This is a genomic window from Azospirillum sp. Marseille-Q6669 (assembly GCF_965111635.1).
On the sequence record NZ_CBCOOP010000002.1, the window covers coordinates 569,111 to 580,376 of the forward strand.

13 protein-coding genes are annotated in these 11,266 nt (G+C 67.6%); 5 read left to right on the top strand and 8 right to left on the bottom strand.

Features of this window, described 5'->3' with window-relative positions:
- Positions 1–248 precede the first annotated feature (248 nt).
- Complete coding sequence (locus tag ACWPXE_RS13925) at positions 249–893, top strand: response regulator transcription factor (RefSeq protein ID WP_237903639.1); 645 nt, start codon at positions 249–251, stop codon at positions 891–893.
- Here ACWPXE_RS13925 and ACWPXE_RS13930 read toward each other — a convergent pair.
- Positions 870–2,333: an ATP-binding protein gene (locus tag ACWPXE_RS13930; protein ID WP_454018320.1), complete on the bottom strand. Its 1,464-nt coding sequence runs from the start codon at positions 2,331–2,333 to the stop codon at positions 870–872. The genes ACWPXE_RS13925 and ACWPXE_RS13930 overlap by 24 nt on opposite strands.
- A 151-nt stretch (positions 2,334–2,484) precedes the next feature.
- Here ACWPXE_RS13930 and ACWPXE_RS13935 point away from each other — a divergent pair, with 151 nt between their 5' ends.
- Together ACWPXE_RS13935 and ACWPXE_RS13940 are read left to right on the top strand one after the other, a co-directional pair.
- Positions 2,485–2,784, top strand: a complete 300-nt coding sequence (locus ACWPXE_RS13935; RefSeq protein WP_454018321.1) for a 4Fe-4S dicluster domain-containing protein — start codon at positions 2,485–2,487, stop codon at positions 2,782–2,784.
- Positions 2,785–2,869: 85 nt separating this feature from the next.
- On the top strand, positions 2,870–3,310 hold the full coding sequence (locus tag ACWPXE_RS13940; protein WP_454018322.1) for a DUF4383 domain-containing protein: 441 nt from the start codon (positions 2,870–2,872) through the stop codon (positions 3,308–3,310).
- A gap of 19 nt (positions 3,311–3,329) precedes the next feature.
- On the opposite strand, the gene ACWPXE_RS13945 is transcribed toward ACWPXE_RS13940, so the two are convergent.
- The 5 genes from ACWPXE_RS13945 to radA all read right to left on the bottom strand — a co-directional run bounded on the left by ACWPXE_RS13945 (position 3,330) and on the right by radA (position 8,555).
- Positions 3,330–4,019 carry an RluA family pseudouridine synthase gene (locus ACWPXE_RS13945; RefSeq protein ID WP_454018323.1) on the bottom strand — a complete coding sequence of 230 codons (690 nt, stop codon included), beginning with the start codon at positions 4,017–4,019 and terminating at the stop codon, positions 3,330–3,332.
- A 42-nt stretch (positions 4,020–4,061) separates the two neighbouring features.
- Positions 4,062–4,772, bottom strand: a complete 711-nt coding sequence (locus ACWPXE_RS13950) for an SDR family NAD(P)-dependent oxidoreductase (RefSeq protein WP_454018324.1) — start codon at positions 4,770–4,772, stop codon at positions 4,062–4,064.
- Positions 4,773–4,862: 90 nt separating this feature from the next.
- Positions 4,863–6,311: an amidophosphoribosyltransferase gene (gene purF, locus ACWPXE_RS13955; protein ID WP_449225803.1), complete on the bottom strand. Its 1,449-nt coding sequence runs from the start codon at positions 6,309–6,311 to the stop codon at positions 4,863–4,865.
- A gap of 100 nt (positions 6,312–6,411) precedes the next feature.
- Positions 6,412–7,098 (bottom strand): CvpA family protein, encoded by a 687-nt coding sequence (locus tag ACWPXE_RS13960; RefSeq protein ID WP_454018325.1) that lies wholly within the window; start codon positions 7,096–7,098, stop codon positions 6,412–6,414.
- Positions 7,099–7,154: 56 nt separating this feature from the next.
- Positions 7,155–8,555: a DNA repair protein RadA gene (gene radA / locus ACWPXE_RS13965; protein WP_454018326.1), complete on the bottom strand. Its 1,401-nt coding sequence runs from the start codon at positions 8,553–8,555 to the stop codon at positions 7,155–7,157.
- A 158-nt stretch (positions 8,556–8,713) separates the two neighbouring features.
- On the opposite strand from radA, the gene map reads away from it, so the two are divergent.
- Positions 8,714–9,541: a type I methionyl aminopeptidase gene (gene map / locus ACWPXE_RS13970; RefSeq protein WP_454018327.1), complete on the top strand. Its 828-nt coding sequence runs from the start codon at positions 8,714–8,716 to the stop codon at positions 9,539–9,541.
- Positions 9,538–10,128, top strand: a complete 591-nt coding sequence (locus ACWPXE_RS13975) for an NUDIX hydrolase (protein WP_454018328.1) — start codon at positions 9,538–9,540, stop codon at positions 10,126–10,128. The genes map and ACWPXE_RS13975 overlap by 4 nt, the downstream gene beginning before the upstream one ends.
- A 3-nt stretch (positions 10,129–10,131) precedes the next feature.
- Here ACWPXE_RS13975 and ACWPXE_RS13980 read toward each other — a convergent pair whose 3' ends face one another.
- Complete coding sequence (locus ACWPXE_RS13980) at positions 10,132–10,350, bottom strand: hypothetical protein (RefSeq protein WP_145626600.1); 219 nt, start codon at positions 10,348–10,350, stop codon at positions 10,132–10,134.
- Between the two features lie 116 nt (positions 10,351–10,466).
- Positions 10,467–11,258 (bottom strand): ABC transporter ATP-binding protein, encoded by a 792-nt coding sequence (locus ACWPXE_RS13985; protein ID WP_454018329.1) that lies wholly within the window; start codon positions 11,256–11,258, stop codon positions 10,467–10,469.
- Positions 11,259–11,266: the final 8 nt, after the last annotated feature.

The following is an 11,266-nucleotide window of genomic DNA, read 5'->3' on the forward strand; positions in this document are numbered from 1 at the left end:
GACCGGTCGGCACGGTCAGGACCGGGAGAAGGGCGCCGCCTCCGCGGCGCCTTTTTCGCATCTGCGGCAGAAGCACGCGCGGCATTGCGGAATCATGCATCAATTGTGGCGTGAAACCTCCTGTCGGCGTATGAGGTTCATACCGGAAGCCGCACTTTGGTTTGAGACGACCGAGTCCGGTCCGGTCCCAGCGGACCCTGTCCCATTGGGTCGTCTCCACCAGCCGCCTCCGCCGAAGCAGGGTTGTCATGCAGGTATTGATCGCCGACGATCACTCCATCGTTCGCAGTGGCCTGACCCATCTGGTCGGTGAGTTGGACGAACAGGCCAACGTGGCGGCGGCGACCAGCTTCGGCCAACTGACGCAACTGCTGGACCAAGGACCTTACGACCTCGTCATCATGGACCTGCGCATGCCGGGCCTCGGTGGGCTGGACGATGTGGAGGCGGTGGTGAAGCGCGTGGCTCCGGTGCCGGTCGTCGTCTTCTCGATGATCGACTCGCCGGACGAGATGCGCGCCGTGCTGTCGCGCGGGGTGCGGGCCTTCATCCCGAAGTCCACCGACGACGTTCTGGTCGTGAACATCCTGCGGCTGGTCATGGCCGGCGGGTCCTACGTTCCGCCGGTGCTCGGCATGCCGGGGATCGCCCAGACGCCGGCTGCGGCGAAGCCGCATGAGCCGAGCGTCTTCGACGGCATGACCCGCCGCCAGCTGGAGGTTCTCGATCTGCTGGCCCAGGGGCTGTCGAACCAGGAGATCGGGGAGCGGCTGGGCCTGAACCTGTCCACCGTCAAGACCCACGTCACCGGCGTGCTGAAGGCGCTCGGTGTGGGCAGCCGGACCCAGGCTGTGCTGCTGGTCAAGGAATCAGGCCGCGACCGTCTCGTGTAGGCTGCGGACCAGGGGTACCCCCACGGCGAACACCGTTCCGCGCCCTTCGACGGAGCGAAGCTCCAGCGGGTGGCCGAGCAGCCGGGCCAGCCGGTCGACGATGGCCAAGCCCAACCCGATCCCCTCACTGCGGTCGCGGTCGGGCCGGTCGAGCTGGACGAATTCCTCGAAAATGCGCCGGCGGTCGGCCTCGGCGATGCCTCGGCCCGTGTCGTAGACCTCGATCCACGCCGTGCCGCCGCGGTGCCGGCACCCCATCAGCACGCCGCCCCGCTCGGTGTAGCGCACCGCGTTGGTGAGCAGGTTGCGCAGGATGCGTTCCAGAAGGAACGGGTCGGTCCGCACGGAGAGGTCCGTCGGCACGACGCGCAACCGCAGCCCCTTGTCCTCGGCGATCCCGGTGAACTCCGCCTCCAACTGGTCAAACAGGACGGACAGCTCAATGTCGGCGGGCTTTGGCTCGACCACGCCGGATTCCAGCTTCGAGATGTCCAGGATGGCATTCAACAGGTCGTGCATGGACCGTTGGGCCAGCCGCAGATCCTTCACCAGCGCCAGTGCGCGGGGCTTGTCGAGCTGCCGCTCCAGCATGCCGGTGAACATGTTGATCGCCTGAAGGGGCTGCTTCAGGTCGTGCCCGGCGTGGGCGAGGAAACGCGACTTCGCCAGATGGGCCTGCTCCGCCGCGACCTTCGCGGTGTGCAGTTCGGCGGTGCGGGCGCGCACCTGCGCCTCCAGCGTGACGTTGGTCTGCTCCAGCGCCTGGGTCATGCGGGTGATGTCCGCGAACTGGCGTTCCACCTGTCGCACCATCGGGCGGAAGATCACCAGAACCTCGGCGCATAGGGTCAGCAGCGTCAGAATCAGGGCGGCGAAGCCCAGATTGTGCAGGGTGGTGAAGCCACGCTCGCCCGCCTCCTGGTAGCGCGCCACCATGTCCTCCAACCCCGCCAACAGCGGGCCGAGCGCTTGGTGAGTGACAAGGTCGGCCTCGGGCATGTCGGGGGGCAGGCCGGCGGGACCGGCGGCGATCACGGCGCGGAGCGCGGCGATGTGGCGGAGAACCAGATCGTTCAGCGGCTCCGGTCCGTCGAAATAGAGGCGGCGCACATCCTTGCCCATGGCCGGCCCCTCATCGGTGCCGGTCAGGCGGCGGTGTGCGCTCTCGAACATGTCGGTCGCCTCGGCCAGGCGGCCGGTCAAAGCGCTCCGCTCGGCATCGGTCGGGGCGTTGCGGAGTTGCTCCACCAGCAGTGCGGTGCGCTGGGACAGCATGCGCTGGCGGCCCGAGATGTTCACCACCTCCAGCATGTCGGCGTGCTGGTCGATGACCCGCTCGGTCATGACGAAGCCGGCCAGCGTGCACAGCGCGATCACCCCGAGCGCCAGCCCGTAGCGTAGCGTCATCCAGCGCGCCGTGGTGTTGCCGATGGGGACCATGCCGTCCGTCCTTCCGGTGCGGTGCGGACCTTGACGATGGTCAAGGTCGGGTGGTGAACGAAAGGTCAGTGTACCGCCATCACCGATGCCCGGCATTCGCGAATGCGGCAATGACCGTGCAATGGAATAGGATTGGGGGAGGGCGACCGTCATGGCGATCAGTCGCGCGGATCTGTTCCGGGGGCGCTTCCGCTCCGAACCGGGGCCGTCCCAGCCGCCAGCAGCGCCTTCCCAGGCATTGGAAGCGCGCATCGGCGCGGGCTGCCTGTCCTACAGCGGAATCGACTGCCGAATGTGCGGCGACCATTGCGACCACGGTGCAATCCGCTTCCGGCCGCTGGGCCGCGGCCGCTGGCTGCCAATCATCGAGGAGGGGGGCTGCACCGGTTGCGGCGACTGTGCGGGCGTGTGCCCGGTCAAGGCCGTGACCATGGAGGCGGTCGCCGCCTGAGATTGCGGCCGGATCAAGGGAACGCTGCTTCTAAACCCTCTGTTGGTAAGGCGGATTCATCCCCTGTCTGCCAACGGAGAGACACATGTGGTGGCGCAACGTAACGCTGGTCTATGCCGCGGCCTTCACGGCCATCGGCATACTGGGCTTCATTCCGACCTTCCTGTCCCCACCCCCGGAAGGCATGACCCTCGCCGTCGAATCCTTCCACGGCTATCTGCTCGGGCTTTTCCCGGTGAACCTGCTGCACAACATCGTGCATCTCCTGTTCGGCCTGTGGGGTTTCTTCGCCTACTTCTCCAGCCGTCTGGCTTCGCGCAGCTATCTGCGCAGCGTGGCCGTGGCCTATGCCGTCCTGACCGTCCTCGGCTTCATTCCGGGTCTGAACACGCTGTTCGGGCTGGTGCCGCTGCACGGCAACGACATCTGGCTGCACGCCGTCCTCGCCATCGTGGCCGGCTATGTCGGCTTCATGGTGCACGAGACGGAGGCCCACACGGAGAAGCGCGCCGAGTGGCGGGCGTAACGGCCCGGCGGCCCGGCTGTCAGGCCGGGTCGTCTCCTTGAAAGCCGCAGGCGGCGAGCGCCGCGCGCATGTGAGGCGGAACCGGCGCCACCGCGCCGACCGCTTCGCGGGAGGGGTACAGGGGGAGCGAAATGGCCCGCGATTGCAAATGCAGCGGATGCCCCTCCGGACCGCCATATTGCGGATCGCCCAGCAGCGGGCAGCCCAGCGCCGTGGCGCAATGCACGCGAATTTGGTGCGTGCGCCCGGTGTGCGGCTTCAACTCCAGCCATGTGGTGCCGTCGCCGCGACCGAGGACCCGGTAATCGGTAATGGCGCTCTGCCCGTCGTCGGCCACGACGATGCGCCAGCCGCCGCTCTTGTTGGTCACCTTCTTCAACGGCAGTTCGATCCGCCCCTGCTCCTCCGGCGGGGTGCCGGCAACGACCGCCCAATAGGTCTTGTCGACCTTGCCGTCCTGAAACAGCTTGCCCAGCTTGCGCAGGGCCTTCGGGTGCCGCCCCAGGATCAGGCAGCCGGAGGTGTCGCGGTCCAGCCGGTGGGCGAGCCCCGGCGGCTTCGGAAAGCCGAAGCGCAGGGCGTCGAAGTGGCGTTCCAGGTTCGGACCGCCGCCTGGCCCGGCGTGGACGGGCAGGCCGGCGGGCTTGTCGATGATGAGCATGAGCCCATCGCGGTAGAGCACGCGGGCCTGGATTTGTTCGGGTGTCATGCCGGGGTCAGCCTCAGGCGCGTGAAAGGAGAAATGCGCAAGTCACCCCTGTGCCGACACCACCTCGCCATGGCGGGTGCAGGATGCCTCCGCCAGCGCCACGAAGGGCTCGGTCACGTCGTCCGGCTGGGCCAGCTTGGTCTGGTCCTCGCCGGGGAAGGCCTGCATGCGCAGCTTGGTCGCCACGATGCCGGGATCGACCAGATTGACGCGCAGGTTCGACGAGGCGATTTCCATCGCGTAGGTCTTCACCATCATCTCCAGCGCCGCCTTGCTGGCCCCGTACGGGCTCCAGTAGGGGTAGGGCGCGTTCGCGGCGCCCGAGGTCACGAAGATGGCGCGCCCCGCGTCGGACGCGCGCAGCAGGCGGTCGAAGGAACGGATCAGGCGGAAGTTGGCCGTGACGTTCACGTCCATCACGCGCTGCCACAGCTTCGGATCGTAATGGGCGACCGGCCCCAGCGCTTCCAGGACGCCGGCGTTGCTGACCAGGATGTCGAGCTTCCCGAACCGCTCGAAGATCGAGTAGCCAAGCTGGTCGATCTTGTCGAACTGCCGCAGGTCCAGCGGGACCAGCGTGGCGTTCCGGCCGGTGGCCTGGAAGATTGCGTCGTCGGTCTCCTCCAGACCGCCGACGGTGCGGGCGGCGAGGATGACGTGGGCGCCTTCGGCGGCGAAGCGCTTGGCGACGGCGGCGCCGATGCCGCGCGAGGCACCGGTGATGAGGGCGGTGCGGCCGGAAAGACGGGACATGGCGGCGACTCGACGATGTTCGGTAGCGGGATTGGCAAACGGGCCGGTCCGCTGGGTTGCGGCCGGCCCGTCGCGGCGGCGGTCAGGCGGTCAGGCGCGGATGCGGACGTTCGCCTCGACCGGCGGGTGGTCCAGCGCATCGGTCAGCGCGATCGGATAGTCGCCGGTGAAACAGGCGTCGCAGAAGGTCAGATTCTGCGGGTCGCGGCGCTCCGCACCCATGGCGCGGTAGAGACCGTCCAGGGAGATGAAGGCAAGGCTGTCGGCCTGGATGAAGTCGCGCATCTCCTCCACCGACATGCGGTGGGCGAGCAGCTTGCTCTGTTCCGGCGTATCGATGCCGTAGAAGCAGGGGTGCGAGGTCGGCGGGCTGGAAATGCGCATGTGCACCTCTTTCGCCCCGGCGGCGCGCACCATCTCGACGATCTTCTTGGAGGTCGTGCCGCGCACGATGCTGTCGTCCACCAGCACCACCCGCTTGCCCTCAATCATGGCGCGGTTGGCGTTGTGCTTCAGCTTCACGCCCAGATGGCGGATCTGGTCGGTCGGCTCGATGAAGGTGCGGCCGACATAATGGTTGCGGATGATGCCCAGTTCGAAGGGCACGCCGCTCTGCGTGGCATAGCCGAGGGCCGCAGGCACGCCGCTGTCGGGAACCGGCACCACCACGTCGGCCTCGATCCCCGATTCGCGGGCCAGCTCGGCGCCGATCCGCTGGCGGGCGTTGTAGACGGAGGATCCCTCCATCACGCTGTCGGGACGCGCGAAGTAGATGTATTCGAAGATGCAGAAGCGGCGGCCCTGCGGCTGGAAGGGGCGCAGGCTCTGCACGCCCTGCTCGTTCAGAACGACCATCTCGCCCGGCTCGACGTCGCGCACATAGTCGGCGCCGACGATGTCCAGGGCGCAGGTCTCGCTGGTCACGATGTAGGTATCGCCAAGCTTGCCCAGGACCAGAGGGCGGACGCCCAGCGGGTCACGCACGCCGATCACCTCGTTCGGGGTCAGCGCCACCAGGGAGAAGGCGCCTTCGACCTGCCGCACCGCCTCGATCAGACGGTCGACCGGCGAGCCGCCGCGGGCGATGGCCATCAGATGGACGATGGTCTCGGTGTCGGTGGTGGACTGGAACAGGCAGCCGCGGCGGACGAGCTGGCGGCGCAGCGTGTGCGCGTTGGTCAGGTTGCCGTTGTGGGCCAGCGCGAAGCCGCCGAACTCGAAGTCGGCGTAGAGCGGCTGGACGTTGCGGATCGTCGTATCGCCCGTGGTGGCGTAGCGGACGTGGCCGATGGCCTGCGGGCCCTTCAGCTTGCCGATGATGGCTTCCGACGAGAAATGATCGCCGACGAGGCCCAGCGTGTGTTCCAGATGGAAGCGGTCGCCGTCGTGGCTGACGATGCCGCAGGCTTCCTGGCCGCGATGCTGCAGCGCATGCAGGCCGAGCGCGGTGATGGCCCCCGCCTGCGGATGGCTGTGGATGCCGAACACGCCGCACTCCTCGCGCAGCTTGTCGTCGTCGAACGGATGCGTCGTCAGCATCGGAAGATCCTCGTCATACACAGCATCACCAAAGGGCATTGCCCCGGCGGCCTCTTTGCCAGCGGGGCGTTACTCACAGGCACTCTGCACCATGCGGCGTTCAGCGTGCGTTCTGGATCAGTCGCTCGAGGTCGCCGCGGTCCCGGTCCTTATAGCCGGTATCGGATTGCGACGCACCACCGGTCTTCGGCGCTCCGGGCACCGGCGTGGACAGGCGGTCCAGCGCTTCCTTGGCCTCCACCGCCTGCCGCGCGCGCTCCCGCGCCATGTCCATCTGGCCCAGCCCGTCCTTGCGCAGCGACTCCGGCATCACCTCGTAGATCATGGCGGCGCCCGACAGCAGCATCGGCCGGGTCTTGGCGCTCTGCAGCCAAGCCGGATGCTCCGCCGGGTTCGGCACCAGCCAGGCGAAGAAGAGATAGGCGACGGAGGCGAGGATTGCACCCTTCAGCAGGCCGAAGACGAAGCCCAGCGAGCGGTCGAGCGCCGAAAGGCCGGAATTCTGTACCCCGCGCGACACGACGCGGCCCAGGATTGTCAGAACCACAAGGCTGACGACGAACAGCGCCACCGCCGACGCGGCGTAGGCGGCCATCTCGACGTGGATGTAGGTCTGCGCGATGGGCAGAACGTGGGGCAGGGCGTTCAGCGTGATCAGCGCCGCGCCCACCCAGGCCGCGACCGACAGCACCTCGGCCACCATGCCGCGGGTGAAGGCCAGCAGGGCCGACAGCAGAAGCACCACGATGACGGCCAGATCCGCCGGGTTGATCGGGAAGGTGTCCATAACGCCGCTACGCCTCGTGCGCTTTCGCTTCAGATGCTCGTGTCAAATCAGACGCTCTAATCCCGGCCGCGCGGCGAACGGGGTCCCGATCCGGCCTGGAACAGCGGCAGCAGTTCGCTGAGCTGCTGCAGTTCGACCGATTTCAGGCCGGTATCGCCGCGCCCCGGCTTCTTGCCGTTCCGTCTAGCCGGAAAGATCGCCGTTGAAAACCCCAGCTTCGCGGCTTCCTTCAGCCGGGCGTCGCTCTGGCCCACGGCGCGCACCTCGCCCGACAGGCCGATCTCGCCGAAGACCACGGCGTCGGCGGGCACCGGCTCCCCGGTCAGGGAGGAGACGAGCGCCGCGGCGACCGCGAGGTCCGCCGCCGGTTCGGTGATGCGCAGCCCGCCGGCCACGTTGAGATAGACGTCGTTGGCGCCGATCTGCACACCGCAGCGCGCCTCCAGCACCGCCAGGACCATGGCGAGCCGCGCCGAGTCCCAGCCGACCACCGCGCGCCGCGGCGTGCCGAGCGGGGAGGGGGCGACCAGCGCCTGGACCTCCACCAGCACCGGGCGGGTGCCCTCCATGCCGGCGAAGACCGCGGCGCCCGACACGTCGCCGCGCCGTTCCGCCAGGAACAGGGCGGAGGGGTTGGCGACCTCGCCCAGCCCGCCGTCGGTCATCTCGAACACGCCGATCTCGTCCGTCGCGCCGAAGCGGTTCTTCACCGCGCGCAGGATGCGGAACTGGTGGCCGCGCTCGCCTTCGAAATAGAGCACCGTGTCCACCATGTGCTCCAGCACGCGGGGACCGGCGATGGTGCCTTCCTTGGTGACGTGGCCGACCAGCAGCAGGACGCAGCCGCGCCGCTTGGCCACGCGGATCAGCTCCTGCGCGCTCGCCCGGACCTGGGCGACGGTGCCGGGGGCGCTGTCCAGATTGTCCACATACATGGTCTGGATCGAATCGATGACGACCACCTCCGGCCCGTCCGTTCCGTCGAGCGAGGCGACGATGTCGCGCACGCTGGTCGCCGAGGCGAGTTGGACCGGTGCGGCGGCGCAGCCCAGCCGGACGGCGCGCAGGCGGACCTGATCCACCGCCTCCTCGCCGGAGACGTAGGCGCAGCGGTGTTCCTGCGACAGCCGGGCCATCGCCTGGAGAAGTAGGGTCGACTTGCCGATGCCGGGATCGCCGCCGATCAGGATCGCCGATCCGGGGACGAGGCCGCCGCCGCAGACGCGGTCGAATTCCTCGATGCGGGTCATGCGGCGCGGCGGCGCCTCGCTGGACCCGGCCAGTCCCACAAAGTCCAGCCGGCGTCCGCGCGCCACGCCCAATCCCTTGGGGGCGGCTTCCGGTGCGGCTTCCTCGACGAGGGTGTTCCATTCGCCGCAGGCGTCGCAGCGACCCGCCCATTTCGGGAAGGACGCGCCGCAAGCCTGACAGACGTAGCGGGTGGTTGGCTTTGCCAAAGGTCTAGCGATTGGTTGGAGCGGCAGCGCCCCACATATAGCAAGCTGACGTTCTAAATCCTATGGCAGAGGTGATAAAAAGCTGGGGCTTTTCTCGGCCGTTCCGGTGGTAGGTTCTGTCCCGGAATCACAATGAACAACGGATGTGAGGTGACACGGTGGCGGACAAGGACGCGCGGAAGATCCCGCTGCACGGGCCGGAGGAGTTCGAGGGGATTCGCAAGGCCGGGCGGCTGGCCGCGGCGACGCTCGACCACATCACGACCCAGGTGGTGCCGGGGGTCAGCACGGGCCATCTGAACCGTCTGATCGAGACCTTCATGCGGGACAATGGCGCGATCCCCGCGACCCTCGGCTATCACGGCTATCCGGCGGCGAGCTGCATCTCGCCGAACCATGTGGTGAATCACGGCATTCCGTCCGACGACAAGACGTTGGTCGACGGCGACATCGTGAACATCGACGTGACGGTGATTCTGGACGGCTGGTACGGCGACACCAGCCGCATGTTCTTCGTCGGCGACAAGATCGGGGTGAAGGCGCGCAAGCTGGTGGACATCACCTACAAGGCGATGATGGCCGGCATCGCGCAGGCCAAGCCGGGCAATCATCTGGGCGACATCGGCCACGCCATCCAGACCCTGGCCGAATCCCACCGCTACGGCGTGGTGCGCGACTTCGGCGGGCACGGCATCGGCCGGGTGTTCCACGACGCGCCCCATGTCGACCATTTCGGCAAGCGCGGCACCGGGGTTCTGCTGGTTCCGGGCATGGTCTTCACCATCGAGCCGATGCTCAACGCCGGCAAGCCGGACGTGAAGATCCTGTCGGACGGCTGGACCACCGTCACCCGCGACCGCTCGCTGTCCGCCCAGTTCGAGCATCAGGTCGGCATCACCGAGACGGGCTGCGAGATCTTCACCCTGTCGCCTGCGGGCTTCACCCAGCCGCCCTACGGGACCGTTGCCGGGGCCGTCGCCGCATGAGCGGGGACTTGAAGCCCTGGACGGTCCTGGAACGTCGGACCTTGCTCGATGCCGGGCCTTTCCTCAAGGTGCACGCCGAGACCATCGAGACGCCGGAGGGCCGGCGGGTTGAGAATTTCTATCAGGTCGAGCAGACGGACTTCGTCCAGATGTTCGTCGAGGACGAGGATGGGCGCGTCCTGATGCTGCGCACCTACAAGCACGGCCCGCGCCGCGTCAGCCAGACCTTTCCCGCCGGTGCCCTGAATCCCGGTGAGGAACCGCTGGGCGCGGCGAAGCGGGAGTTGCTGGAGGAAACCGGCTATGCCGCTGAGGACTGGACCGCGCTCGGGTCCTACGTGGTGCAGGGCAACCAGCGCGGCTGCGTCTGCCATATGTTCCACGCCCGCAACGCCCGGAAGGTGGCTGAGGCGGACTCCGGGGACCTGGAGGAGATGCGGTTGGAGCTGCTGACCCGCGCGGAGCTGTTCGCCGCGGCGGCAGAGGGCGATTACGCCCTGCTGCCGGTCATCGCCATGCTGGGCGCCGTCCTGCTGCCGGAACTGCGCGACAACCTCGCACGGTCGGCGGCGCGTCCAGCGCCGTAAAGCTCATTTCCCGTCGGTCGGGCCGGCGAAGAAATGGGCGAGCGCGTCGGCTCCTTCGAGCGACAGCTGGTTGTCGTTCTTGAGGAGCTGTTCGTGGGCGTTCTTGATGGTCTGCACCGTCTCTTCGTTGGTCAGCAGCCCCTTGGCCTGGAGCGTCTCCAGAATCTTGGCGCTCAGCATGAAGCTCGCGAAGGCCAGTCCGTTCGTGGTGATGTCCGCCATGCTCGTCTCTCCGATGGGATGCCGGCCTGTCGTGGCCCGCGTTCTTTCTGGCCGACCCTACCGGGCGGCAGGTTAATTTTGCACAAACCGGTGACCGGCTCCGCCGACCGGTCGCGTCAGAGCGCCCGCACCTGCATCTTGATCGGCCCTTCACCCCGGCCGTGGACGAACTGGTCAACATAGGGGTTTCCGGAGTGGTCGATGTCGTTGGCGTGACCGGTCCAGATGATCCGGCCCTGGTGGATCATCGCCACACGGTCGGCGATCTTGCGGGCCGAGGCCATGTCGTGGGTGATGGTTACAGCGGTGGCGCCCAGATCCTTCACGCATTTCACGATCAGCTCGTTGATCACGTCGGCCATGATCGGGTCGAGGCCGGTCGTCGGCTCGTCGAAGAAGATGATTTCCGGCTCGTCGGCGATGGCGCGGGCGAGGCCGACGCGCTTCTGCATGCCGCCCGACAATTCTGACGGGAACAGCTCGCCCACCTCCGGGCCGAGACCGACCGCGCCCATCTTGGCGATGGCAATGTCCTTGGCCTTGGCGCGCGGCATGTGCTCGCCCTGGATCAGGCCGAAGGCGACGTTCTCCCAGACCTTCAGGCTGTCGAACAGGGCGGCGCCCTGGAACAGCATGCCGAACTTGTGCAGCAGCTTCTCGCGCTCGCGCGGGCGCAGCCTGGTCGTCTCCTCGCCGTCGACGCGGATGGAGCCGCTGTCCGGCGACAGCAGGCCGAGGATGCATTTCAGCATCACCGACTTGCCGGTGCCGGACCCGCCGATGACGACCAGCGACTCGCCGCGCCCGACTTCCAGGTCGATGCCGTTGAGCACGACCTTCTGACCGAAGGCCTTGTGCACGTTCTTCAGCAAAATCTTCGGCGGATGAGCGGGGGGAACCTGGGACATGGAGTCGC

What these genes read in the sequence shown, in the direction of transcription:
- purF (WP_449225803.1), bottom strand. Translation starts at nt 6,311, where the DNA reads ATGCTGACGACGCATCCGTTCGACGACGACAAGCTGCGCGAGGAGTGC.
- ACWPXE_RS13940 (WP_454018322.1), top strand. Translation starts at nt 2,870, where the DNA reads ATGTGGTGGCGCAACGTAACGCTGGTCTATGCCGCGGCCTTCACGGCC.
- ACWPXE_RS13935 (WP_454018321.1), top strand. Translation starts at nt 2,485, where the DNA reads ATGGCGATCAGTCGCGCGGATCTGTTCCGGGGGCGCTTCCGCTCCGAA.
- ACWPXE_RS13930 (WP_454018320.1), bottom strand. Translation starts at nt 2,333, where the DNA reads ATGGTCCCCATCGGCAACACCACGGCGCGCTGGATGACGCTACGCTAC.
- ACWPXE_RS13975 (WP_454018328.1), top strand. Translation starts at nt 9,538, where the DNA reads ATGAGCGGGGACTTGAAGCCCTGGACGGTCCTGGAACGTCGGACCTTG.
- ACWPXE_RS13985 (WP_454018329.1), bottom strand. Translation starts at nt 11,258, where the DNA reads ATGTCCCAGGTTCCCCCCGCTCATCCGCCGAAGATTTTGCTGAAGAAC.
- ACWPXE_RS13945 (WP_454018323.1), bottom strand. Translation starts at nt 4,019, where the DNA reads ATGACACCCGAACAAATCCAGGCCCGCGTGCTCTACCGCGATGGGCTC.
- ACWPXE_RS13980 (WP_145626600.1), bottom strand. Translation starts at nt 10,350, where the DNA reads ATGGCGGACATCACCACGAACGGACTGGCCTTCGCGAGCTTCATGCTG.
- ACWPXE_RS13950 (WP_454018324.1), bottom strand. Translation starts at nt 4,772, where the DNA reads ATGTCCCGTCTTTCCGGCCGCACCGCCCTCATCACCGGTGCCTCGCGC.
- ACWPXE_RS13925 (WP_237903639.1), top strand. Translation starts at nt 249, where the DNA reads ATGCAGGTATTGATCGCCGACGATCACTCCATCGTTCGCAGTGGCCTG.
- ACWPXE_RS13960 (WP_454018325.1), bottom strand. Translation starts at nt 7,098, where the DNA reads ATGGACACCTTCCCGATCAACCCGGCGGATCTGGCCGTCATCGTGGTG.